The organism is Sporolactobacillus sp. BBK16-2, from assembly GCF_059878335.1.
In genome coordinates, this window is sequence record NZ_CM187611.1 from 1,667,686 (window position 1) to 1,690,927 (window position 23,242).

23 protein-coding genes are annotated in these 23,242 nt (G+C 41.6%); 15 read left to right on the forward strand and 8 right to left on the reverse strand.

The features are described from left to right. Positions 1 to 139 precede the first annotated feature (139 nt). Positions 140 to 1,513: a dipeptidase gene (locus AC6F33_RS08355; RefSeq protein WP_480947406.1), complete on the reverse strand. Its 1,374-nt coding sequence runs from the start codon at positions 1,511 to 1,513 to the stop codon at positions 140 to 142. A 199-nt stretch (positions 1,514 to 1,712) separates the two neighbouring features. Here AC6F33_RS08355 and AC6F33_RS08360 point away from each other — a divergent pair, with 199 nt between their 5' ends. From AC6F33_RS08360 to dat, 4 genes are all read left to right on the forward strand, one after another. Continuing rightward, entirely contained in the window at positions 1,713 to 1,832 is a 120-nt protein-coding gene (locus AC6F33_RS08360) for an FbpB family small basic protein (protein ID WP_255746466.1), read from the forward strand. Between the two features lie 136 nt (positions 1,833 to 1,968). Next, on the forward strand, positions 1,969 to 2,496 hold the full coding sequence (locus AC6F33_RS08365) for a GrpB family protein (RefSeq protein ID WP_480947404.1): 528 nt from the start codon (positions 1,969 to 1,971) through the stop codon (positions 2,494 to 2,496). Between the two features lie 15 nt (positions 2,497 to 2,511). After that, positions 2,512 to 3,288 (forward strand): SGNH/GDSL hydrolase family protein, encoded by a 777-nt coding sequence (locus AC6F33_RS08370; protein WP_480947403.1) that lies wholly within the window; start codon positions 2,512 to 2,514, stop codon positions 3,286 to 3,288. 97 nt (positions 3,289 to 3,385) lie between these two features. Continuing rightward, on the forward strand, positions 3,386 to 4,243 hold the full coding sequence (gene dat, locus AC6F33_RS08375; protein ID WP_255746471.1) for a D-amino-acid transaminase: 858 nt from the start codon (positions 3,386 to 3,388) through the stop codon (positions 4,241 to 4,243). Between the two features lie 88 nt (positions 4,244 to 4,331). On the opposite strand, the gene zwf is transcribed toward dat, so the two are convergent. Further along, a complete protein-coding gene (gene zwf / locus AC6F33_RS08380; RefSeq protein ID WP_255746472.1) occupies positions 4,332 to 5,804 on the reverse strand; it encodes a glucose-6-phosphate dehydrogenase in 1,473 nt (490 codons plus the stop codon). A gap of 351 nt (positions 5,805 to 6,155) precedes the next feature. On the opposite strand from zwf, the gene cshA reads away from it, so the two are divergent. Continuing rightward, entirely contained in the window at positions 6,156 to 7,601 is a 1,446-nt protein-coding gene (cshA, locus tag AC6F33_RS08385; RefSeq protein WP_255746473.1) for a degradosome RNA helicase CshA, read from the forward strand. A gap of 190 nt (positions 7,602 to 7,791) precedes the next feature. Continuing rightward, entirely contained in the window at positions 7,792 to 8,019 is a 228-nt protein-coding gene (locus AC6F33_RS08390) for an IDEAL domain-containing protein (RefSeq protein WP_255746474.1), read from the forward strand. 175 nt (positions 8,020 to 8,194) lie between these two features. Here the strand turns inward: AC6F33_RS08390 and AC6F33_RS08395 are convergent, their stop codons facing one another. Both AC6F33_RS08395 and AC6F33_RS08400 read right to left on the reverse strand, forming a co-directional pair. Further along, positions 8,195 to 9,112 (reverse strand): DMT family transporter, encoded by a 918-nt coding sequence (locus AC6F33_RS08395; RefSeq protein WP_255746476.1) that lies wholly within the window; start codon positions 9,110 to 9,112, stop codon positions 8,195 to 8,197. Further along, positions 9,109 to 9,534 carry a reverse transcriptase-like protein gene (locus AC6F33_RS08400; RefSeq protein ID WP_255746628.1) on the reverse strand — a complete coding sequence of 142 codons (426 nt, stop codon included), beginning with the start codon at positions 9,532 to 9,534 and terminating at the stop codon, positions 9,109 to 9,111. The genes AC6F33_RS08395 and AC6F33_RS08400 overlap by 4 nt, the downstream gene beginning before the upstream one ends. A 143-nt stretch (positions 9,535 to 9,677) precedes the next feature. Between AC6F33_RS08400 and AC6F33_RS08405 the strand changes: the two genes are divergently transcribed. Then, the gene (locus AC6F33_RS08405) at positions 9,678 to 11,369 is read left to right on the forward strand and encodes a formate--tetrahydrofolate ligase (RefSeq protein WP_255746478.1); all 1,692 of its coding nucleotides are present in this window, start codon (positions 9,678 to 9,680) and stop codon (positions 11,367 to 11,369) included. Between the two features lie 92 nt (positions 11,370 to 11,461). On the opposite strand, the gene AC6F33_RS08410 is transcribed toward AC6F33_RS08405, so the two are convergent. Beyond that, positions 11,462 to 12,727, reverse strand: coding sequence for a BaiN/RdsA family NAD(P)/FAD-dependent oxidoreductase (locus AC6F33_RS08410; RefSeq protein ID WP_255746480.1), 1,266 nt, complete (start codon positions 12,725 to 12,727; stop codon positions 11,462 to 11,464). Positions 12,728 to 12,984: 257 nt separating this feature from the next. Between AC6F33_RS08410 and trhO the strand changes: the two genes are divergently transcribed. The 3 genes from trhO (at position 12,985) to AC6F33_RS08425 (ending at position 16,403) form a co-directional block, all read left to right on the forward strand. Continuing rightward, complete coding sequence (trhO, locus tag AC6F33_RS08415; RefSeq protein WP_255746481.1) at positions 12,985 to 13,923, forward strand: oxygen-dependent tRNA uridine(34) hydroxylase TrhO; 939 nt, start codon at positions 12,985 to 12,987, stop codon at positions 13,921 to 13,923. A gap of 170 nt (positions 13,924 to 14,093) precedes the next feature. After that, positions 14,094 to 14,768, forward strand: coding sequence for a type II toxin-antitoxin system HicB family antitoxin (locus AC6F33_RS08420; protein ID WP_255746482.1), 675 nt, complete (start codon positions 14,094 to 14,096; stop codon positions 14,766 to 14,768). A gap of 153 nt (positions 14,769 to 14,921) precedes the next feature. After that, entirely contained in the window at positions 14,922 to 16,403 is a 1,482-nt protein-coding gene (locus AC6F33_RS08425; RefSeq protein ID WP_500778106.1) for an MDR family MFS transporter, read from the forward strand. On the opposite strand, the gene tgl is transcribed toward AC6F33_RS08425, so the two are convergent. Together tgl and AC6F33_RS08435 are read right to left on the reverse strand one after the other, a co-directional pair. Then, positions 16,391 to 17,191, reverse strand: coding sequence for a spore coat transglutaminase TGL (gene tgl / locus AC6F33_RS08430; RefSeq protein WP_255746484.1), 801 nt, complete (start codon positions 17,189 to 17,191; stop codon positions 16,391 to 16,393). The two genes, AC6F33_RS08425 and tgl, sit on opposite strands and share 13 nt — an antisense overlap. Next, positions 17,188 to 18,171: a hypothetical protein gene (locus AC6F33_RS08435; RefSeq protein WP_255746485.1), complete on the reverse strand. Its 984-nt coding sequence runs from the start codon at positions 18,169 to 18,171 to the stop codon at positions 17,188 to 17,190. Before AC6F33_RS08435 ends, tgl begins: the two co-directional genes overlap by 4 nt. A 199-nt stretch (positions 18,172 to 18,370) precedes the next feature. Between AC6F33_RS08435 and AC6F33_RS08440 the strand changes: the two genes are divergently transcribed. From AC6F33_RS08440 to AC6F33_RS08455, 4 genes are all read left to right on the forward strand, one after another. Continuing rightward, positions 18,371 to 19,165 (forward strand): thymidylate synthase, encoded by a 795-nt coding sequence (locus AC6F33_RS08440; protein WP_255746486.1) that lies wholly within the window; start codon positions 18,371 to 18,373, stop codon positions 19,163 to 19,165. Beyond that, a complete protein-coding gene (locus tag AC6F33_RS08445) occupies positions 19,162 to 19,647 on the forward strand; it encodes a dihydrofolate reductase (RefSeq protein ID WP_255746487.1) in 486 nt (161 codons plus the stop codon). The genes AC6F33_RS08440 and AC6F33_RS08445 overlap by 4 nt, the downstream gene beginning before the upstream one ends. An 83-nt stretch (positions 19,648 to 19,730) precedes the next feature. Then, positions 19,731 to 19,949 carry a hypothetical protein gene (locus tag AC6F33_RS08450; RefSeq protein WP_255746488.1) on the forward strand — a complete coding sequence of 73 codons (219 nt, stop codon included), beginning with the start codon at positions 19,731 to 19,733 and terminating at the stop codon, positions 19,947 to 19,949. A 599-nt stretch (positions 19,950 to 20,548) separates the two neighbouring features. Beyond that, positions 20,549 to 22,000 (forward strand): NADP-dependent glyceraldehyde-3-phosphate dehydrogenase, encoded by a 1,452-nt coding sequence (locus AC6F33_RS08455; RefSeq protein ID WP_255746489.1) that lies wholly within the window; start codon positions 20,549 to 20,551, stop codon positions 21,998 to 22,000. Positions 22,001 to 22,108: 108 nt separating this feature from the next. On the opposite strand, the gene AC6F33_RS08460 is transcribed toward AC6F33_RS08455, so the two are convergent. Continuing rightward, positions 22,109 to 22,489, reverse strand: coding sequence for a hypothetical protein (locus tag AC6F33_RS08460; RefSeq protein WP_255746490.1), 381 nt, complete (start codon positions 22,487 to 22,489; stop codon positions 22,109 to 22,111). A gap of 180 nt (positions 22,490 to 22,669) precedes the next feature. Here AC6F33_RS08460 and AC6F33_RS08465 point away from each other — a divergent pair, with 180 nt between their 5' ends. Continuing rightward, positions 22,670 to 23,143: a GNAT family N-acetyltransferase gene (locus AC6F33_RS08465; RefSeq protein WP_480952847.1), complete on the forward strand. Its 474-nt coding sequence runs from the start codon at positions 22,670 to 22,672 to the stop codon at positions 23,141 to 23,143. Positions 23,144 to 23,242: the final 99 nt, after the last annotated feature.

A 23,242-nucleotide genomic window follows, 5' to 3' on the forward strand; every position in this document is an offset into this window, starting at 1 on the left:
ATGATTGATCCTATGGTTGTCACAAAGTTCTTTTTTTAAAGGATTTCCAGAAAAGATTCGATTTGGATGAAAAAACTTCATATGACTTCTTCAACAAAAAAGAGGCTGTCCTTTAAAAAGGACAGCCTCTTTCAAATGATTAATTCATTTGCTTCGGTAGATCAAATAGGAAAGCAATCAGTGCGCACATGCCGCGGTCAAAATTCTGCAGATGAAAGTGCTCATTCGGCGCATGAAAGTTTTCACTGTCCAGCCCAAATCCCATAAGTATGGGAGCAAGACCAAGCTTGTCATGAAATGTATTAACGATTGGAACCGATCCGCCCTGACGAGAAAGAATCGCCTTCGTGTGAAACGCTTCTTCGAGGGCATTATGTGCAGCTTTGAGAGCCGGATGATCCACGGGCATGCTGAATGGTTCCGCATGATCCATCAGCTCAACGTCCAGCTTCACACCGGCAGGAAGTTGTTCTCTAAGATGTTTTTTAAGAAGTGCACCAATGAGTGCAGGATCCTGATCAGGAACGAGTCGGCATGTAATTTTTGCTGTTGCTGTCGAAGGAATAACTGTTTTTAAACCTTCCCCTTGAAATCCGCCAAAGAGGCCGTTTATTTCTAATGTCGGCCGCGACCATATACGTGCGACAGTAGAATAACCTTCTTCACCATATAATGAAGAAACATCAAGTTCCTTTTTCAATGCTTCGTCATTAGACAATTTCGTGCACGTGATCCGCTCCTCATCGGTAAGTGGTATCACTTGGTCGTAAAAGCCGTCCACCGTAACATGTCCTTTTTTATCATGCAAGGTTGCCAGCAACTCAACCATTGCATGGAGGGTATTTTGCACAGCACCGCCGTAGACGCCTGAATGCAGATCGCCCTTTGGACCCTGAAGACGAACCTCAAGCCCGCAGAGTCCTCGAAGTGCATAGCTTACAGCCGGCTGATCCATACTCAGCATGGTCGTATCTGATACAAGCAGTACATCCGCTTTAAGCAGATCAAGATGATCATCAACAAAATCGTCCAGATGTGCACTGCCGATCTCTTCCTCGCCTTCGAAACAAAATTTAATGTTAACCGGCAGTTCACCGGTTGCCTCAAGAATTACCTCTGCCATTTTTGCCAGCATAAATACCTGCCCTTTATCATCACTGGTTCCCCGGCCGTATATAATATTGTCCTTAATAACCGGTTTAAATGGATCGGTGTTCCATTTGTCGATCGGATCCACCGGTTGTACGTCATAATGGCCGTAGCATAGAACAGTCGGCTTGCCTGCGGCTTTAAGATAATCTGCATAGATGACAGGATGTCCCGCCGTTTCCAAAATCTGCACATGCTCCAGTCCTCCGTTTGCTAAATCATCGGCAAGCCATTGTGCAGCCTTTCTTACGTCTGCTTTGTGCGTAGAATCGGAACTGATGCTCGGAATAGAAAGAAATTCAATCATTTGTTTTAAATATCGATCACGATTTTTTTCAAGTATGTTGTTGATTTGATTATCCATGGAAAAGCCTCCTGTATTAAAATAACCTCTCTATTGTAACAGATTGATTTAGCGTAAGACAAAGTGGTGATCTGAGGTTTGAAAAAAGAAGTTGCGGGTAATACTACGTATATAACGAAAAATTCACATAATTTACGCTTATTCAAAAAAAACAGGTAAACTAATTAAAATGGTGGATAAGCAGAAAGGTGGTCTTGTAATGAGAAAACGTGACAGTATTAAAGAATTGATTCAAAAAAACAAGTCAGAAATTCTCAGAGATGAGAAGCTTTTGGAAAAAATCGAAGTTAAAATCGACGATAGGCATGCAGTAAAATAAATCGCGAGAAAATGATAACGGATTCAAGATAGCGGCAACTAAAAAACAGCGTTCATCGCTGTTTTTTGGTTTTTACTTAGTATACATATGTTAAACTGATTACAGTTCTTTGTATGCAGTTCAGAGGTGAATAAAAATGGCACAAAAAGAAATTGAAGTTGTTCCCTATAATGAGGATTGGATTAACGAATATAAAAGAGAAGCTGCACGTATCGCACATATTATGGGAACAAATTTGCAGGCAATTCATCATATTGGAAGTACGGCAATTCCAGGATTAGCTGCCAAACCGACAATTGATATTCTTGCTGAAGTACAAAGCTTGGAGGATACTGATCTCATTCAAGCTGAATTTTCAAAATTAGGTTATGAATCATTTGGCGAGCACGGTATTCACGGACGCCGTTATTTTGTAAAAAAAGACGGATTGGGAAATCACTTGATTCATCTTCATATCTTTGAAGCAGATTCAGAGAATGTCATCAGGCATTTGGCATTTCGCGATTATTTGCGAACACATGATGATGATGCGGCTTTTTACAGCCAATTGAAGATCCAATTGGCAGAGCAATTTCCTGATGATCGTGAGGACTATTCAGCAGGTAAAAATGAAGCTTGCAAGCGAATTGAAGAAATTGCATTACAATGGTGGTATGAGGCATAACGCAAGGTAAGAGGGGTGCGAGTTATTAAAAAGAAAGTTATTTACAGTGCTATTGCACTACTAGCGGTCATTGCGGTATCCATTCTTATATTTCTGCACTTTGGGAAAAGTGCCGCACCAAAAAAAGAACCGAAACTATTGAACTATAAAATTGTTGCACTTGGCGATTCATTGACAGAAGGGGTAGGAGATCTTGAAAATCAAGGCTATGTGGGAGCAACGTATAAAGCACTCAAGGTAAAGAAAAATGTTAAGAATGTATCCATACGGGATTTGGGACATCGGGGCGATACATCCTCAGATCTGTTAAAGAAATTACAGCAGCCTAAATTTATTGAATCGATAAAGGAATCAAATACGGTATTCCTGACGATCGGCGGTAATGATATTGTTGCTGTTTTACACCAACATTTTCTCGATCTGCATCAAAGTGATTTTACAAAGCGCCGAAAGGTTTTTTCATCGAATTTAAACAAAATATTGTCTGAAATACGCGGGTTGAATCCGAAAGCACATATCTATTTTTTTGGTCTGTATAATCCGTTCGAGGATTATTTGGGTAAAGCGAATAAAGATTTTGTCCCGATCCTGAATGAGTGGAATACAAACAGCAAAAGAATCAGTGAAAGCTATGCTCCTATCTCTTTTGTGCCGACCAGTGATCTGTTCCAGGGGAAAACCGACAGTTTGCTCTATGATGATCATTTTCATCCCAATAAAGAAGGCTATGCAAAAATGTCTCATCGTCTGCTTCAGTATATTAAAAACAGTAACGTGAATAAACAACACTGACCGATCTGTTTCTGTGGAGAATGCATCGAATCAGGGATTGTCGGTTTTACGGTAGGGGCATATAATCAGACTATAAAGGATTGAGGGGGAACCGTCAGTGGCAATTGTATTATATCAGGATCAGTTTATTGATCGCAGCAAGGCAAAAGTTGACATTGAAGACAGAGGCTATCAGTTTGGAGACGGCATTTACGAAGCGATGATGGTTTACAGCGGTCGTATTTTTTTATTAGATCCTCATATGAAGCGTCTTGAGCGCAGCGCACGCGAACTCAACTTAACATTACCATACAGTGCCGATCATATTGTTGATAATATAAAAAAATTAGTTGAACTGAATCATCTTGATGACGGCGTCGTTTATTTTCAAATCACACGAGGTGCGGCTCCTCGCCAGCATTTTTTCCCAGACAATACACCCACAGTCATTACCGGCTCGGTCTCAAGCAAGATACGTGATGTTTCTAAAAGACCTCAGGGAATTAAAGCGGTTCTCGCTGATGATATTCGCTGGCTGCGCTGTGATATTAAAACACTCAATTTGCTGGGCAACGTGCTTGCAAAGCAGAAAGCGCATGTGTCAGGTGCAGGTGAAGCCATTCTGCATCGCGGCTCAACAGTTACTGAAGGTTCCTCAAGCAATGTGTTTATCATTAAAGATGGAACACTAATAACACATCCCGCCGATCATCTTATTCTGAATGGAATTACACGGCTCTTTGTATTTGATCTCGCAAAAAAGTTGAATATACCGCTTGTTCAGCGAGAGTTCACCGTTGATGAACTGCTTGACGCCGATGAAGTATTCATTACAAGTACAAGCAACGAGGTGAATCCGGTGCTTCAGATTGATGATCACTTGATCAATGGCGGGGAACAGGGCCCAATCGAAAAGAAACTGATTGATGCCTACGATGCAGAGGTAGAGAGGATTCGAGCCGTTCCGCTCGCATAAATCATTTGTATCAGGGGCGTTAATAGAATAAGATGTCAAAATAAAAAGCGCGTTTCGCATTTAGCGAGACGCGCTTTTTATTTGCCCTTCATTCCATATGCATGATTGGCCACCAATGATGTCCATTCTTTTCAAGCAACTCATCCGCAGAAGCCGGTCCCATGGATCCAGCTTCATAATAGTCAACGGGAACTCGGCGTTTTTTCCAAGAATCAACGATTGAATCAATAATTTCCCACGAATAGGCAACTTCGTCCCATCGCGTGAAATTTGTAGAATCGCCTTTAATGCAATCAGCCATGAGCCTCTCATAGGCGTCTTGCATATTTTCCATCGCGAGTTCATTGTTACGAAATTTGAGCGAAATGGGAATCGTATTACCTGTTTCCCCAGTTTCTTTTACATTTAACTTAAGCGAAAGACCTTCATCTGGTGAGATATAAATCACGAGCAAATTTGGACCCACGTGATTGACATTATGGAAGTAAGGGTTCTTTGGCAATTTCTTAAACTGAATAACAATTTGAGTAGACTTTTCAGCCAGACATTTACCTGTACGGATATAAAAGGGTACCCCTTGCCAACGATAATTATCAATTAAAAACTTAGCAGCAACAAAGGTTTCGGTATCCGAATCGCTTCTAATATTGTCTTCATCCAAATAGGCTCTTAATTTTTTTCGATCTGGCGTTATCCCTCTGGAATACTGTCCGCGAACGATTTGTTCGACAACGTTGTTAATATGCATAGGACGTATTGCTTTTAAAACCTTGACCTTTTCGTAACGCACATCATTTGTTTCGAATCGGGCAGGCGGTTCCATTGCGATGAGTGTCAAAAGCTGCATAATATGATTTTGAACCATGTCTAGTAACGCGCCGGTTTGATCGTAATAATTAGCACGATCTCCGACACCAAGAGTTTCACTGAGCGTTATTTGAACGTTTGAGATATAACGGCGATTCCATATTGCCTCAAAAATAGGATTTGCAAACCGCAATACTTCAATATTTTGAACCATCTCTTTGCCGAGATAGTGATCAATTCGGTAGATCTCTTTTTCATTAAATGCATGAAGCAGACTTTCATTTAATTCTTTTGATGAATCAAAGTTATGTCCAAATGGTTTCTCAATAATTAAACGTTTCCATCCCGGAGTCGTTGATAATCCGGATTTTTTCAAATTTTGTGCGGCCTGTGCAAAATAGCACGGAGCAAGGGAAAGGTAGAATATCCGATTTCCATGCAGTTGGTAGCGTTCGTCAAGTTCATCACAAAAACTTTTTAATGCAACAAAATTTTCCGGACGTGTGATATCAAGTCGACGATAATAAAAACGTGATAGAAAATGCTTGCGCGGCCCAGCTTCTGAAGGCAGCGAGTCGTTAATCAAATCCCGAAATGATTCATCAGTGTGTGCACGGCGAGCTAAGCCGATTACTGCAAATTCTTGATCCCTGGTATAAAGTCGATAAAGAGCTGAATAAAGTTTTCTTCTGGCTAAATCGCCTGTTGCTCCAAAAAGAAAAATTAATACTGGCTCTTTTGACGTTTCGATCATTATTGATTTCCCTCGTTCCTCGTTCATTATGCTTAAATGTTATCACACTTTTTAGCTAATGTGTTACACTTTATTCCTAATTCGTATGAAATGAATGTGAACAATGACCATTATTGACGGAATATAAAGGTTTCAATCTGTTTTTAAAAGTTGCGTCCATTGCATTTCATGTCTGTACATGTTAAGGTGAATTTATGTGTTTAGGTAATCATAGGGATGGAAGAGGTTTACTTTTGAAAACAATGATGAAATCTCGTTCAATGTTTAGTAGGCATTTTCCGTCCGCCGCGGGGAATGCCTAATCATTTGTTTGATAAAACTAAACAGGATAAAAGGAGATAGTATAGCTTAATGAAATTTGCAGAACTTAAAATTAGTGAAGAAATCAAAAAGGCGACCGAAAGAATGGGATTTACAGATATGACTCCTATTCAAGAGCAGGCGATTCCGGTTGCTGAAACAGGTGTAGATTTAATTGGTCAAGCACAAACCGGCACAGGAAAAACAACTGCTTTCGGTATTCCAATGATCGAGGCGGCGGATCCTCAGGATACGGATATTCAAGGCGTGGTGATTACACCTACGCGTGAACTTGCGATTCAGAATGCTCAGGAGCTTAGTGCTCTAGGCTTTTATAAAAAGGTTAGAACAGTCGCAATTTACGGTGGACAGGATATTCAAAGACAGATCCGCGATTTAAAAAGGCGTCCGAGCATCATTTCCGCAACACCAGGCCGTTTACTCGACCATATTAAAAGAAGGACAATCCGTTTAGATCAAATTAAGATGATTGTTCTTGATGAAGCAGATGAAATGCTGAACATGGGTTTTATTGAAGATATCCATGAAATTTTGGAAAGCACTCCGCAAAATCGTCAGACGCTTCTGTTCTCAGCAACAATGCCGAGACCAATTCAGCTGCTTGCAGAAAAGTTTATGCACGAACCGCAAAAGGTTCAAGTTAAAGCAAAAACGCTGACAGTATCATTAATTGAACAAAATTATGTAAAGGTTAGAGAAGCAGAAAAGTTTGATGCTCTGACTCGCTTCCTGGACATTCAAACACCTGAACGTGCAATCGTCTTTGGACGCACAAAACGTCGGGTTGATGAATTAATGAGAGCATTGCAAAAACGCGGTTATGAAGCGGAAGGAATCCACGGTGATTTAACACAATCAAAGCGTGACCTTGTGCTTCGCCGTTTTAAACAAAATGAAGTCAAACTTCTGATTGCAACAGATGTCGCTGCTCGCGGTCTGGACATCAGCAATGTGACACATGTCTACAATTTTGATCTTCCACAAGATCCGGAAAGCTATGTACACAGAATCGGACGTACCGGACGTGCCGGCAAAACCGGTATGGCACTTACGTTTATTACACCGAGCGAATTTCCACATCTTCGTTCCATCGAACGCTTGACAAAGCAACCGATGAAGCAAATTAATGCACCGAGCTATGAAGAAGCACTAGCCGGTCAACAAAAATTGGCAATTGATAATTTAAAGGAGACACTCGAATCCGGAAATTATCATGCTTACGCCTCAAAAGCGCAAGGACTGCTTGACGATTTTGATGCGGCTGATCTTGTAGCTGCTGCGTTAAAGCTTATTACCAAAGAACCAGATACGACTCCAGTGCGTCTGACACGTGAGCAACCGTTGATGGTAAAGCGTTCTTCTGGTCGTCAACAACGAGGCGGAAAAGGAAGAAATTCTTACCATTCACGGGAACGTGATCACCGCCAAGGTAATAATAATAGGGGAAGAAGTAAACAAAAATCGCAACGTTATTAATCAATAATGTTGATCATTCTGAAGAAGCCGTATAGGCTTCTTCTTTTTTATTGTTTGATTTTGTTTTAACTGTTAAATATAACCAAATTAATCAAAATAATTAGAAAAAAAGAAAGAAAATTAATCTAAATGGTTGTAACTTTCAGAAAAGTAGTGTAGAATAATAAAAAGTGCAAAGGGGGCAATAAAGATGAACAATGATCACTCTTTCCAGGATAATACGAAGGCGCTTGTTGTATACAAAGAACAGCAGGCGAAGGTCTCAGTTGTCGAAATGTATGCCCAGATGATCCTTGATGAAATGGAATTCAATCAAAAAGTGAAGAATTTACGAGAGAAGATTGATGAAAGTTTGGATTCAAGGAACGAAGCACTTTTTATGAAGCTCACTACGGAATATACGGCATTAACCCGCTGATACTCTATATATGCGCGGGTTTAATAGAAGGAAACGAATGGTGGTTGTCAGTCAAGGGTGAACGATTCATCTTTTTTCCCCACGTCATTCATTTGTTTTCACAGGTTATTAAAAAACGGACTCGATTAATGCGAGTCCGTTTTTTATATGCTCCAACCAGTTGATTTGTTAAGCCCTAGTGCTGCTTTTCAATCGTTTGTCCGCCAGTAGGCCATTCAGCAAGGAGCATACCGAGCAGAATAAGCAGCGATCCGGTTAATTCGCTTGGACCAAAACGAGCATTTTGGAACAGAACAGAAGTCCATGCAGCAAATACAGGTTCCATAATATAAATGATCCCGACATGGGTTGCAGGCGTTTCCTTTTGCAGAGCTGTCTGAAGAAGAAAGGCAAATGCCGTTGCAAAGAGTGCCATAAATAGAACGACGATAATCACATCACCCTGGAATAAGATATGTAAATTAAATGCCTCTCCGCCTTCGAAAATATAACCTGTAATAAAAGCGAATAGGGCAACAAAAGCAAGTTGAACGATGGTTAATGATAGGCTGTTGAATTGTTCGGTAACTTTTGCTGTGAAAATAATATGCAGAGCAAATGTGACAGCACTGACCAAGACGATGACATCACCTTTGTTGAGAGAAAACTGACCTCTTGTGGTTAAAAAGAACAGTCCGACAGCGGCGAAAATCACACCAATGACCGCTGCTTTATGCGGTGCGTTTCGTAATAAAATTGCTGAAAAAATGGGGACAAGTACGACACTTAATCCGGTAATGAATGCGGCATTGGATGCGGATGTATAAAGAAGACCAATCGTTTGGCACACATAACCTGCAAACAAAAAACCGCCAAGAAGCGCTCCAGAACCAATTAATTTCCAACTGTAGAGGACATTCGCAGACTTACGTTTCTTAGAAGTGAAAAATTGCCATGAGATAAGGAAAAGGGCAGCGAAAAAAAATCTCCAGGCATTGAAGGTCAACGGTGTTAGTTGGTTAAGAATATTTTGCACAATAATGAATGTTGTGCCCCATACAAATGTAATTCCAAGTAAAGCAGAATCGGCGAAGAGTACACGTTTAAGAGTCATGAATCAGCCTCCTTTTTTTGTTTTGCACGCATTTGTTTTTGGATTGCGAGTCGAGCGAGCGCATCAGCATTTTTATTTTGTTTATCGGGAATCCATTTGCAGAAGAACAGGTCGAAGCGATCAACTAAGGGCAACGCTTCATTAAGATAAGGAATAAACTGCTCGTTTTTAACATGGCGTTTTTCTATGGCTTCGTTGACGAGTTGCGAATCGGTACGAAACGAGACTGTTCTATAACCCATTTCAAGGGCATAATGCATCGCAGCGACACAAGCGGCGAACTCCGCCTCATGATTGCTAGTAAGTACGCCGAATGGCAGCGAACGACGAATTTCCTTTCCGTTTCCTTCATTTATATAGATCCCGCCTCCTGCAAGGCCAGGATTGCTGATCGCAGCACCATCAAATGAGATTTCAATCACATCAGTCACGTCCTCTACTTCGTACAAACTTAATTTTGTCACGTGAAATCGTAACCTGTCGTTTTAGCTTCGCTCACATTATGTTATCATAATAAAGGAAAAAATGGCTGGACAATTTTATTATTGGATGGGTGATAAAAAGAATGTCAGAAACGTCAAAAACGGTGAAATCAGATATTGAGATAGCCCAAAATGCAATGCTTAAACCGATTGGAGACATTGCTGATCAGCTGGGCTTGGATGAGAGTGACTGGGAACCTTACGGACGCTACAAGGCAAAGGTATCCGCGGATACGCTGAATAAAATGAGTGGTTATCCTGAAGGAAAAGTTATTTTAGTAACCTCTATCAATCCGACGCCAGCCGGAGAAGGAAAATCCACAGTTACAGTTGGACTGGGACAAGCATTGAATAAAATCGGTCGAAAGACGGTAATTGCACTACGTGAACCATCGCTTGGTCCGACAATGGGTGTGAAAGGCGGGGCAGCTGGCGGAGGTTATGCACAGGTCGTGCCAATGGAAGATATAAATCTTCATTTTACTGGTGATTTTCATGCAATTACTACGGCTCACAATGCCTTAGCGGCTTTTCTGGATAATCATATTCATCAAGGGAATGCGCTCAATATTGATACGCGCCGAATCGTTTGGAAACGTGTACTTGACTTAAATGATCGTGCACTCAGACATGTGATCGTTGGGCTTGGCGGCGTTACAAATGGTGTACCGCGCGAGGACGGCTTTGACATAACAGTTGCTTCCGAAATCATGGCAATTCTCTGCCTATCAGTGAATCTTGAAGATTTGAAAAAAAGGCTCGGCAGCATGCTGATCGCCTACACTTACGAAAGAAAACCAGTATTTGTCAGAGACTTAAAAGTTGAGGGTGCATTGACATTACTGCTTAAAGATGCTATTCATCCAAACCTCGTCCAAACCTTGGAAAATACACCGGCATTCGTTCATGGCGGTCCATTTGCCAATATCGCTCATGGTTGTAACAGTGTACTCGCTACGAAAATGGGTGCAAAACTTGGCGATTATGTGGTTACAGAAGCTGGATTTGGTGCAGATTTAGGTGCAGAAAAGTTTCTGGACATTACGACACGTGCAGGACATTTCAAGCCGAGCACTGTTGTTATTGTGGCGACGATTCGCGCGCTAAAGATGCATGGCGGATTGACCAAGGACGAATTGAAGCACGAGGATGTCGATGCACTTGCACGCGGAATGGAAAATCTCGCTTGCCATATTGACACGATTAAATCATTTGGTTTGCCCTATGTTGTGGCAATCAATCACTTCATTTTTGATACGGATCGCGAAGTTGCTTATGTTGAAAATTGGTGCCGTACAAATAACCATCCTGTTGCCTTGGCGAATGTTTGGGAATGTGGCGGAGAAGGCGGTAAAGAGCTTGCACAATTGGTTGTCAATACTATTGAAAACCAAGAAAACCATTTTAAACCGCTGTACAATTTAACGGACTCTATTGAGAAAAAAATTCAAACGGTTGTTACGAAGGTGTATGGCGGAAAAGATGTTGAATTTTCCTCGAAAGCAAAGAAACAAATAAAAGCATTCATTAAAAACGGCTGGGATCAATTTCCTGTCTGCATAGCAAAAACACAATATTCACTATCTGATAATCCGAAATTACTTGGAAGGCCAAAAGATTTCACCATCCATGTTCGTGAACTTAAAGTGTCAGTCGGTGCAGGATTTATTGTTGTCATGACAGGAAATGTATTGACCATGCCTGGTTTGCCAAAACAGCCCGCAGCTCTAAATATGGATATTGATCAAAATGGAAAAGTAATCGGTTTATTCTAATTGGATTGACGATCAATAAGAAATTTAAACAAACCAGTGCCAAAATAGGCACTGGTTTGTTTGATTTGGTGAATTCTATTAACAAGATATCATTAAAGTTCAGAAACGCGTTCTGCTGCAGCTGTCCCAGCTGCATGACCGGTGACAAATGCAGAGGTAATATTATAACCGCCAGTATAGCCATGAATATCGAGAATCTCCCCGCAAAAATACAAACCGGGCATTTTTTTTGATTCCATAGTTTTGGGGTTGACTTCTTTAAGCGAGACACCGCCACCCGTAATAAATGCTTTCTCAATGGATAAAGTACCTGAAATATGGATAGGAAATTGTTTTAATGCTTCTGCCATTTTTCGAATATCTTCTTTAGCTAGCTCGTGAAAATTCAAATCCGGTGATAGATGAATCTGTTCAAAAAGAAACATCAAGTAGCGTTCAGGGATGATACCTTTCCAAACATTTTTAAGCGCTTTTTTCGGATTGGATTCAGTTAGGTTCAGCAGCAGGCTGCGTAACATGTCGCTGTTCAGATCAGGTTTGCTGTCAATGGTAACGATAACATCCGGTGTCTTAAACTTTTTTAATGCTTTAACAACAAATTGGCTTAGTCGCAAAATTGCTGGTCCTGACAGACCAAAATGAGTAAAAATCATATCCCAACGGTGAGTTTGTATGGCCTTTCCCTTGGGGTTAACTAAAGTCACGGCAACATCAGTTAAAGATAGACCCTGAAGTGTTTTTTGTTGAATAAACGGTTCGTTCGAGGTAAGCGGTACCTCAGTAGGATAGAGTTCAGTAATCGTATGTCCGGCCGCTTTTGCCCAAGCATAGCCATCTCCAGTACTACCGGTTTGAGGCACTGACTTTCCTCCGACAGCAACAATGACCGAATCCGATGAGTACTTTTTGCCGTCCAATGTTTTAACACCTTCGACATGGTCGGAATAAAGAACGGCTTGAATCGGCGTGTGTATGTTTAGCGTGATCTTCAAATCGTCCATGCGTTTTAAGAGCGCATCGACGACTGATTTCGCGTTATTGGAAATTGGAAACATGCGTCCATGGTCTTCCTCCTTCAGTCCAACGCCAAGCTGTTCAAAAAAACGGATAATATCCTGATTATCAAATGACGAGAAGGCACTGTACAAAAATCGGCCATTGCCGGGAATATGCTTAATCAATTCATCTATGGGCATAGCGTTTGTTACATTGCAGCGGCCGCCGCCAGAAATCGCCAACTTTCTTCCTAACTTGTCTCCTTTATCGAGCAGCATGACACGGGCACCGTGCTCTGCAGCGGTAATTGCCGCCATTAATCCTGATGGCCCGCCGCCAACAACAATCACATCATAATCCATTACTATTTCCTCACCTTTACTTTTTCCTATCGTAACCTTAACAGAATACACATAACATTTCACCTTCAAAATAATACTGCCCGTGTTTTTTGGGACTGTATGCCGCTATGATGGCGATCAACAGGTGAATTTTGTGTGAGTCCGGGAATTATTAGTGGTGTGATAATTGTCACAGTTAATTAAATCTGATAGGATATACAAAGAAAAACTTGGCTTTGAATGGTAAAAAGCCGTTGATTATAAATGAGGTGAACCAATTGACTGAAAGAAGACCATATCGTGTACTGCTCTATTACCACTATGTCACAATTGAAGATCCGAAATTGTTTGCAGAGGAACATTTACATTTTTGCAAAGAGCTTGGGTTGAAAGGGCGTATCCTAGTCGGCAAGGAGGGCCTGAATGGGACAGTGTCCGGAACAGTAGAGCAAACACAAACATATATGGATACGCTTCATCAGGATCCGCGTTTTAAAGATATGCCCTTTAAAATTGATGAGACAGATGGACATGTGTTTAAAAAAATGCACGTGCGGCCACGCAAAGAAATTGTTGCGTTGAAGTTAGATGATGATATAGACCCGCATAAGATGACTGGAAAACACTTAAAGCCAAAAGAATTTTACAAAGAAATGCAAAATGAAGATGTGCTCCTTATTGATGCACGGAATGATTATGAAACGCAAATCGGCCATTTTCATGATGCAATATTGCCGAATATTCGCAACTTCAGGGATCTTCCTAATTGGATTGAAAAAAACTTATCAGATTATAAAGATAAAAAAGTGCTGACCTATTGCACCGGCGGTATCCGTTGTGAAAAATTCAGTGGCTATTTGCTGCGTGCCGGGTTCACAGATGTCAGTCAGCTGGATGGCGGCATTGTCGAATACGGAAAGGACCCTGAAGTTCAAGGGAAGAGCTATGACGGGAAATGCTATGTATTTGACCAGCGTATTTCTGTCCCCGTTAATCGAACCGATGAGGACGTAATCGTCGGTCATTGCGCACATTGCGGCAAGTCCTGTGATCGAATTGTCAATTGTGCCAATCCGGAATGTAACAAACAGTTTATCTGCTGCGAGGAATGCGAGAAGACGCATCATCGTTCGTGCAGCGATGCTTGCGATCACCATCCGAGAAATCGCTATACTGTTCAACATACGCATGAACCGCATCCAGCAACGATAATATAAGATGAATGATTGCATAAAAAACCGGACAAACTGCCCGGTTTTTTTAATAAAATCTTTCTTTAAAGATTATGCAGTTCGCCGATGTGAAATCACTTCCCAAAAATAATACGTATTGACTATGTATTTTACACGTGCGAAATACGTGTTATAATTTATTTGAGGTGATCAATGTGAGTAAAGATCAATATATTTATCCGGCGGTATTTACAAATAACGGAGAACAGTTGACAATAACTTTTCCGGATTTACCCGGCTGCTCGGCAGAAGCAAAGAGTGTCGAAGAAGGATTTGCGAACGGAAAAGAAGCACTTGCGTTATTTATTTATGCACTTGAGGAAAAAGGGGAGCAACCTCCTGTTCCCTCAGAGGTTGCCGCTATTCACAGCGGCCAAGGTCAACTTGTAACGCTTATTGAAACATGGATGCCGCCATTTCGAAAAAAGATGGAAAACCAAGCAGTGAAAAAGACGCTGACGATACCTAAATGGCTGGACGATGCTGCGAAGGAAGCGGATCTGAATTATTCACGAATTTTGCAAGATGCTTTAAAAGAAGAGCTAAACTTGGATGAGAGTGATCATTCATTTTCCGTTCAAGATAAATTAAATAGGCAATTAAAGAAAGTGAAGAAGAGTTTGAAAGATTTATCAAAAATACGTGTGCATGTCAATATGGCAAACGATGATGAGCAGACCAATGAGGAGCCTGTCACAGAAACGGTTAAGAAGGAAATTGAGCATGTGAAACAAGAATTGAATGAAGCTGCCGATCGTTTGAAGAGTTCTGAAGAATATCAGCGATTAAACGAAAAGATAAATCGAATTCTAGAAAAATTAAATAGGTGAAGTATTTTTACTCAGTTGAAAAGAGCCTGTATAGGTTCTTTTTTTGTCTTAGAAAAGAAATGTTTATTTGGAAATCTTAAATTGCGCTATTTGCTCTCATATTTTACAATGGAATGATCTGATTCTCAGTAAGGAGATTCAAAGGAGGACGTTATGGGCAAGAGGGAAACAAATAAAAATGTGGTACTTGCCGGATTAATGATCGGTACCCTTCTGACAGCCATTGAGGGAACAATAGTCAGCACGGCGATGCCCAAAATAATTGGTGATTTACAAGGAATACGCTTTATGGATTGGGTCTTTTCCATTTTCATGCTCACATCTGCAGTTACTGTGCCGCTATTTGGGAAGTTGTCAGATCTTTTCGGCAGAAAGAAGATTTTTTTCATTGGTACGCTTCTTTTCTTAATTGGCTCTGTCCTGTGCGGATTTGCTTGGAACATGCAAGGATTAATTGTCTTCCGCGGAATTCAAGGCATTGGCGCCGGTGCTGTAATGACACTCAGCACGACCATAATCGGAGATATATATCCTGTAGAAAAACGAGCAAAAATGTTCGGAATGATGGGGATGATCTGGGGTGTGGCAGGAATCTTGGGTCCTCTCGTAGGCGGATTCTTCGTCGACATTTTATCCTGGCATTGGATTTTCTTTATTAATCTGCCTTTCGGCGCATTAACAATTCTTCTTGTGCAATTCGGTCTTCACGAAGATTGGAATCACGAACGCAAGTCGGTTGACTTTGTCGGGGCGGGGGTGTTCGCAATGAGCATGATCCTGCTGCTTATTGCGCTGCAGCGCATCGGAGAGAACGGTCTAAATGATTTCATAAATATTATGTTTATCTGCTTATCGGTTGTGCTGATTGGATTGTTCTTGTTTATTGAAAAGCATGCAGAAGATCCAATGATTCCACTCACACTTTTAAGAATGCCGGTCGTGTTCTTTACCAATCTAATTGCACTGATTGCAAGCGCAATCCTTATTGGCAACGATATCTATATGCCAATGTGGCTTCAAGGATTACTTGGATATAGTGCAACAGCATCCGGATTTGTATTGACACCTATGTCCCTTGCTTGGATGTCCGGATCCTTTTTATGCGGTCGGCTGATGCCAAAATTCGGACTGCGGAAAAGCGTGAGTGTCGGTGCTCTATTTCTTCTCATCGGCACTGTTTGGCTGACAACGCTTCGTTTTGGAAGCGAGCCGTTTGTACTCTATATAATTACTGCGATACTTGGGTTAGGTTTTGGCATCACTTTAACACTGACAACGATTGCCGCACAGTCTGCCGCAGGAAAAAAGATGCGCGGTGCGGTTACGGCATCGAATCAATTTTTTCGCAGTATTGGGCAAACAATCGGTGCTGCTTTTTTTGGCATGTATTTTAATGCCCAGGCAGCTCGTGCAATTTCTGAAAAAGGCGAATCTGAGTATTCGGTTGATCAATTAAATCAACTTGTCCATCCTCAGGGTCACGAACAGCTGCAATTAACTGTGCTGCACGTGCTTCGTGAAATTCTCATGCTTGGCATCCATCATCTGTTTATGGTGTTCATGGTCTTGGCATTGATCGTGCTTTGTATTACATTACTGCTGCCAAGGCAGCTGTACACTCATCAAAAGGAGTAAAACGAAGTTCCGGCAGCAATTCGAATTCCATCCATCTGCGTGCCATCTGCGAGTGCGGACAATGATAAATAGTTAGGTCGTGTCGCATTGCTCATAAGAAATGCAGAGGTAACAGCACCGGGACGCCGATATTGATTTAATTCGGCAATCATTTGACTTGCCGGCAAGATACCAACCCCATGACCGAAATACATTTCATCTGATAGATCAACGACATTTTCACCTTGCCATTGAGGTGTTTGCGGACTGACATCTGGATTTTTAAAATAGCGTACATCACCCGGAATCCCTCCTCCGACACGCGGTATGTTTCTTAGTGGGAAGAAGGGATGATTTTGCCAATCCCATAAATAGAGGTGTTGAAAGACCTCGTTGAATCGCTCGGCTGGAATTGTATCGATTAATGCTTTATAAAAAATAATCATCATTGCTGTTGCACATTCGAATGCATAGGCTTCACCGTTAACAAAAATGTCATTAACAGCTTGTGATGCCGGTACTCCAGGCTTCAATTCAAATCCGCCGTCTCCTGTTAATGTCCAGTAGTAATCATTGCACTCCGAGTAATAGAAAGTCGCAAAGGATGCGCGGCTTGCAAGGAGGGCATGCGCGGCTTCAATGGTCTCATTTCTGAGTTTGATTTCAAAATTCAGTTCATGACGTGACGGATAAGCAAACCACTCATGCGATTCCGCCATGGCTCTGAATATGACTGGTGCGAATCGGCCGTTTGAGGCGAAACTTCCATAATCGTCGGCTGAGAGTTGCTGGTTTGCCGCAATGATCATAGATAATACCCCCCATGTGCAGCAGTGTTGATGGATTGAAGCTGATCTTTCAGCGGTTGAACCACCCAGGATCGCCAAATTTTCGGCTGCTGTTTTCTTAAACGTATGGAATAGGCTGACAAACTCGTTTGCAGGCGGGGCTGTAATTTAAGAAAGTCGAAATAGTTCTTTTTTTCGTTAGGCAAAAGTGCCTGAATAGGTTCACCACTGCGGGAGGAAACTGATTTTCCAAGATATTTTGCACTATAATGGATCCTGTATGGACGTCCTCCGGGAACAGCATCATTTGTTTCACCCGTATAAACTAAATAGTGGGCGTTTTCTTCATACCAGGTTTCAAAGGCGAGCAGTGCCGATTGATTATCAAGGGAATGACGGACTTCCGGAATAAAGGCAAGCATTTTACGCGCGTAATTGCTTTCAACGGATTGATCGGATAAGAAGTAGTTTGATAGATAGACAAGACATAGAGGATTTGCCGTCTCCCACATGGCACTGATTAAATAATGGCGCTGGCTTTTATTTTTATAACGATAAATGACCAGATCAACCATTCCCTTTAGCCAATTTTCATGATACGTATGCAAAAGATTAATTGCCGTTTGGTCAATAACTTGTGTGTAGTCGGTCGACACAATGTTTTTCCATCCGGTATTCAGTATCCAGTACATGGATTCGACTACTTCATCATGCTGGTCTGCAAATGAGGCAGGATGGTTGTTTCCTAAATCTGCACCATGGAGCACATTACGTATTTGCGCCAAAGCGATACGAGCACGAGGGGTTAACGCATTACCGCGCGTTTCTACTTGGTCTCTAAGCATAAAAAGAACCGGAAACTCCAATCCGGGATCATTAATCATGGTGAATGCCTGCTCTTGATCGGTTTGGCAGATGTGATTCCATTCATCGATGAGGGCGTCAGGCTGCTGACGCCTCAACTGGTTTAATGGATTGTTCTGCTGCTTTTCAGCGCTCATCGCAATTACCTCCAATGTAGTAAACCTTGTATCAAGCTTATGTGCGTATCAATGAATTATTCGTGCGTCTCAACGGGCATTCCATTCAGATCCGTCTAATGATTCGACAATAGGAACAAGAAAAACATTCACTGTTATTTCTGAAAAGAAATGATTATGTTAAACTGAGAATTAGTAATCGAAAAGCGGGGGATCATCTGTGGAACAATATTTAAATCTTTGCCGTAAAATACTGTCTGAAGGTCATGAAAAAAGTGATCGGACCGGCACCGGAACAATCAGCATCTTTGGCTATCAGATGCGTTTCAATCTGCAGGACGGATTTCCATTAATGACGACAAAGAAACTGCACTATAAATCAATCATTTATGAACTACTGTGGTTTCTAAAGGGAGATACGAATATCAAGTATCTTCAGGAACACGGCGTTCGGATATGGAATGAATGGGCAGATGAACATGGCGATCTCGGCCCGGTTTACGGTCATCAGTGGCGATCTTGGCCAGGAAAAAATGGCGAAACCATTGATCAGATAACAAATGTAATCAATGAAATTAAAAAAAACCCGGATTCCCGTCGATTGATTGTCACGGCATGGAATCCTTTAGACATACCTAATATGGCGCTGCCGCCTTGCCATTGCTTGTTTCAATTCTATGTTAATGACGGACGGCTGAGCTGTCAGCTTTATCAGCGCAGTGCGGATCTGTTCCTTGGTGTGCCGTTTAACATTGCTTCCTATGCATTGTTAACGCATATGATTGCTCATGTTACAGGGCTAGAGGTTGGCGAGTTCGTACATACTTTTGGGGATGCTCATATTTATCTTAATCATCTCGATCAAGTAAAAACACAGCTTGAACGTAAGCCAAGAGCGCTTCCTAAGCTAGCAATCAACCGTAAAGTTTCATCTATTTTTGATTTCGACTATGATGATTTCCAGTTTCTCGGCTATGATCCATATCCTGCAATTAAAGGCAAGGTGTCAGTATGATTTCCTTTTTAGTTGCTATGGATCAAAATCAGCTGATCGGAAGAGAGAATCAGTTGCCGTGGCATCTGCCGGACGATCTGCGCTATTTTAAGCAGACGACGATGGGTCACCCGATCATCATGGGAAGGAAGACGTATGATTCCATAGGGAAACCGCTTCCCGGACGGGAGAATATCGTTTTAACGCACAATCCGGAGTTTAATCAGAATCAAGTTAAGTGCTTTTCGTCGGTAGAGAGCTTTTTAAAAAGCGGTACGGCATTTGGGCGTGAATGCTTTATTATTGGCGGTGCGGGTATTTTTAAAGCTTTCTTGCCTTATGCAGATCGCCTTTATATCACTCATATTGACGCAGAATTTGAGGGCGACACATATTTTTCTGGTTTTCAAAAGCAAAATTGGCGGTTATTACGAAGTACGGAAGGGGTTATGGATCGTAACAATCGATTTCCCCACACGTTCTGTATCTATGAACGCGCGTGATTAAGAAGTTCATGTAATTATCAGCTTTCACTTCTTTTTTCAGTATGCATAAACTGTTAAAAAGAGTGACGGAGTTGATAAAAATGATCATTTCATGGCTGCATCTTTTGCTTTCTTATGGATTAATCGGATTGATCATGGGTTCCCTGCTTGGCCTGCTCCCGTTCTGGCGTGCGTGGCAAATCAAACATTTTGCCGCCTTTTTTATTTTTTTGATCGCATGGCTTCCAATTATTGTTCTGGCATTAATTTGTGCCCCGCTGGCAAACCGATATCGTTTCCTGCAAGGCAGTGACTGCTGAAGGGAGGCTCCTAATGGAGGAGCCTCCTGTTTTACTTATTTGTATTCTGAACAGTCATTAAGAAAAAACATAGCTTGGCAATCAGCCCAACAGAGTTCTGAGTTCGTGATGCTATTCTCTATTCAGATTGGATCTTGTTACATATTCATGGCAAAGCAGTTCAAACTATTTGTTAATCATATTCGTTTTCTGATTTTGAAAAGATATTTTTGTAAATGGCCCATTGAAATTCGACCTGCAAATTTAATGAAGAATTGCATAAATAAGATTGTTTTGTGCGTTCAAGTAAATTTATTTTCTTGACAAATATATGAAATTGCTTTAAATACTTATAATAAACATGTAAGATAAATCTAATGCATGTTTTTTGAATGAACGGATCATACCGACAGTGAGCAGAAGATTGGAAATTATGAACTTTTCATGCGAAAATGAAACTGTTAAAAGATGAGTACTCATTGAAAATCTTATTGTTTTGCTGTAATGGGTGAACGAAAATAATTGTCAATTTGAGCACTTGTTTTGACGTAATTTTTTTACGGCATATATGACAATGGCGATAAAGAAAAAAGTTGACAAAAAAAGGAGAATGAACAGGTATGGCTTCTAATGTATCAGAATTGACCACCTACATGGCGTACCTCAATGGTGAATGGAAAAAAAGTTCATCCGGCGAGACGATTGCCATTCAATCCCCTTACCTGAGAGAAACGATCGGTTATGTTCAAGCGGTCACACAGGATGAAGTGGATGAAGCAATAACTGCAGCACATGCTGCACAAAAAGACTGGGCGAAGCTGACGCAGAGTGAACGCGGTGCTTACCTTGACCAATGGGCCGATGAGTTGGTAAAGAATAGTGAAGAAATTGCCAAAGCAGTAATGCAGGAAGTAGGTAAGGGATTTAAGGATGCTCAGAAAGAAGTTGTACGTACAGCAGACTTGATCCGTTACACTGTACAGGAAGCATTGCACATGCATGGTGAAAGCTTGAAGGGCGATGGATTCCCAGGCGGCGATCAAAAGAAAATCGGAATCGTTGAAAGAGCGCCATTAGGTGTAGTGCTGGCCATCGCTCCGTTTAACTATCCCGTTAACCTTGCAGCCTCCAAAATTGCTCCAGCATTAATGACCGGTAATGCTGTTATTTTTAAACCGGCTACTCAAGGCTCAATCAGCGGTATTAAGATGATTGAGGCACTAGATAAAACGGGCCTTCCAAAAGGACTCCTTAGCTTGACGACCGGCCGTGGATCGGTTATTGGCGATTATTTAGTTGAACATAAAGGAATTAACATGATCAGTTTTACAGGCGGTTCAGCAACCGGCCGCCATCTGTCAAAACAAACAGCAATGATTCCGCTTGTACTTGAACTTGGCGGAAAGGACCCGGCACTTGTTTGTGATGACGCAGATATGGATGTAGCTGTCAAAAGCATTATGAATGGTGCTTTTTCGTACTCAGGTCAACGATGCACGGCAATCAAGCGCGTGCTCGTAAACGAAAAAGTTGCCGATGAACTTGTTTCGCGGCTGAAAGCGGAAATTGAAAAGCTGACTGTCGGTTCTCCGGAAAAAGACAGCACGATCGTTCCGCTGATCGATGACAAGTCTGCAGACTTCGTTCAAGGTCTGATCGATGATGCGCTCGCAAAAAAAGCCACTCTCGTAATCGGCAATGAGCGCAAGGAAAATCTGATTTATCCTACACTTTTGGATAACGTCACCGAAGATATGGATATCGCTTGGATCGAACCTTTTGGTCCTGTATTACCGATTATTCGTGTAAAATCTGATGAGGAAGCAATTGAAATTGCAAACAAATCGGAATTTGGTCTACAAGCAAGTATTTTTTCACAGGATATCGACCGTGCTCTTGCAGTGGCTCGGCAAGTTGAAGCTGGAACGGTTCAGATTAATGGACGTACGGAACGTGGCCCGGATCACTTCCCATTCCTTGGAGTAAAGGCATCCGGCATGGGTGTTCAGGGAATCCACCACAGTCTCTTGTCTATGTCTCGTGAACGTGTCACTGTTTTAAACTTGAAGTAATTTATGCAATAGTAAGATGGGAATCGGCATCAGCCGATTCTCTTTTTGTTTGTTTTCAAAGAAAAAGCACACCGCCAATTGGGTGTGCGAAACTGGATAGGGCAGTGATTAATAGAAAAACGGTCCTGGTCCCGGTCCATAGAATCCGCCGCCATATGGGGGACGAGGACCTGGTCCCGGTCCATAAAATGGTCTTGGAGGGCAGTAAGGGCAAGGCCGAACACCGATAATTGAACTGAGCCCGACACCGAGCAATCCGCCGGCAAAGCCTCCCAGAAACGCCTGAGGGCCAAAACCGAAGAACCTTTCATCACCGTTTCGCGTTTCGTCAGGTCGTTCATTTGGCGTCTGCTGATCATTGGTCAGGGGCTTTAAATATACATTGTCCTGGTCAAACGATTCAATAATTCCAACGTGAACTGATCCGTCATTGCACTGTATTTCTACAGGTTGATTGACCAGATTTTCCCAATAGCTTGGATATGACATGTTCGTTCCTCCTATAATCAATTCCTTGCCGGCAAAGTAATTCCGCGCAAAGTATAGTAAAACAATGGCCTATATCTAAACTATGCAGATACCGTGAAAATGGGTAGGCAAATGCCTTAAAATGGGCACATGATCAATTTTTTTGAGTCAGTACTATTGGAAAGTCAAGGAGATGAAGACTTGTACATTCAAATAAGAAAGATTGAAAAAAAGGACAGAACAGAAGTTAAAAATCTTCTCGCAAAATATTGGAATGGGCCCGCGATGGCCATTCACGGTGAATTAATTGATATGCTGACATTGCCGGGCCTATTGGCTTTTGCCAACGACCAAGTCGCAGGTATGCTGACATACAGACAAGATGCGAAAGGAATAGAAATCATCTCTTTGAACAGTTTTATTGAGAATCAAGGTATTGGTTCAGCGCTGATCAATGAGATGGTGCAGTTAACCAAAAACGAATGTTCGCTTAGGGTGACAACAACGAACGATAATATACATGCGTTGTTTTTTTATCAAAAGATGGGATTCACACTGTCATCACTTCATCTGGGTGCGGTGTCTAAAGCAAGAATATTGAAGCCGTCAATTCCTGCTGCAAACGAAGAGGGTATTCCCATTGAACATGAGATTGAACTTGTTTTGCGTCAGTGACGAATTGCTTTTCATCAAAATTAGGTATAAAATGAAAAAGTATTTACAAGGGGAGTGGAAATATCAATGATTTTATCTGATTGTCTGCAACTTAAATTG

What these genes read in the sequence shown, in the direction of transcription:
- cshA (WP_255746473.1), top strand. Translation starts at nt 6,156, where the DNA reads ATGAAATTTGCAGAACTTAAAATTAGTGAAGAAATCAAAAAGGCGACC.
- AC6F33_RS08435 (WP_255746485.1), bottom strand. Translation starts at nt 18,171, where the DNA reads ATGAGCGCTGAAAAGCAGCAGAACAATCCATTAAACCAGTTGAGGCGT.
- AC6F33_RS08355 (WP_480947406.1), bottom strand. Translation starts at nt 1,513, where the DNA reads ATGGATAATCAAATCAACAACATACTTGAAAAAAATCGTGATCGATAT.
- AC6F33_RS08365 (WP_480947404.1), top strand. Translation starts at nt 1,969, where the DNA reads ATGGCACAAAAAGAAATTGAAGTTGTTCCCTATAATGAGGATTGGATT.
- AC6F33_RS08390 (WP_255746474.1), top strand. Translation starts at nt 7,792, where the DNA reads ATGAACAATGATCACTCTTTCCAGGATAATACGAAGGCGCTTGTTGTA.
- AC6F33_RS08410 (WP_255746480.1), bottom strand. Translation starts at nt 12,727, where the DNA reads ATGGATTATGATGTGATTGTTGTTGGCGGCGGGCCATCAGGATTAATG.
- AC6F33_RS08460 (WP_255746490.1), bottom strand. Translation starts at nt 22,489, where the DNA reads ATGTCATATCCAAGCTATTGGGAAAATCTGGTCAATCAACCTGTAGAA.
- AC6F33_RS08455 (WP_255746489.1), top strand. Translation starts at nt 20,549, where the DNA reads ATGGCTTCTAATGTATCAGAATTGACCACCTACATGGCGTACCTCAAT.
- AC6F33_RS08450 (WP_255746488.1), top strand. Translation starts at nt 19,731, where the DNA reads ATGATCATTTCATGGCTGCATCTTTTGCTTTCTTATGGATTAATCGGA.
- AC6F33_RS08445 (WP_255746487.1), top strand. Translation starts at nt 19,162, where the DNA reads ATGATTTCCTTTTTAGTTGCTATGGATCAAAATCAGCTGATCGGAAGA.
- AC6F33_RS08360 (WP_255746466.1), top strand. Translation starts at nt 1,713, where the DNA reads ATGAGAAAACGTGACAGTATTAAAGAATTGATTCAAAAAAACAAGTCA.
- AC6F33_RS08395 (WP_255746476.1), bottom strand. Translation starts at nt 9,112, where the DNA reads ATGACTCTTAAACGTGTACTCTTCGCCGATTCTGCTTTACTTGGAATT.
- zwf (WP_255746472.1), bottom strand. Translation starts at nt 5,804, where the DNA reads ATGATCGAAACGTCAAAAGAGCCAGTATTAATTTTTCTTTTTGGAGCA.
- AC6F33_RS08425 (WP_500778106.1), top strand. Translation starts at nt 14,922, where the DNA reads ATGGGCAAGAGGGAAACAAATAAAAATGTGGTACTTGCCGGATTAATG.
- AC6F33_RS08405 (WP_255746478.1), top strand. Translation starts at nt 9,678, where the DNA reads ATGTCAGAAACGTCAAAAACGGTGAAATCAGATATTGAGATAGCCCAA.
- tgl (WP_255746484.1), bottom strand. Translation starts at nt 17,191, where the DNA reads ATGATCATTGCGGCAAACCAGCAACTCTCAGCCGACGATTATGGAAGT.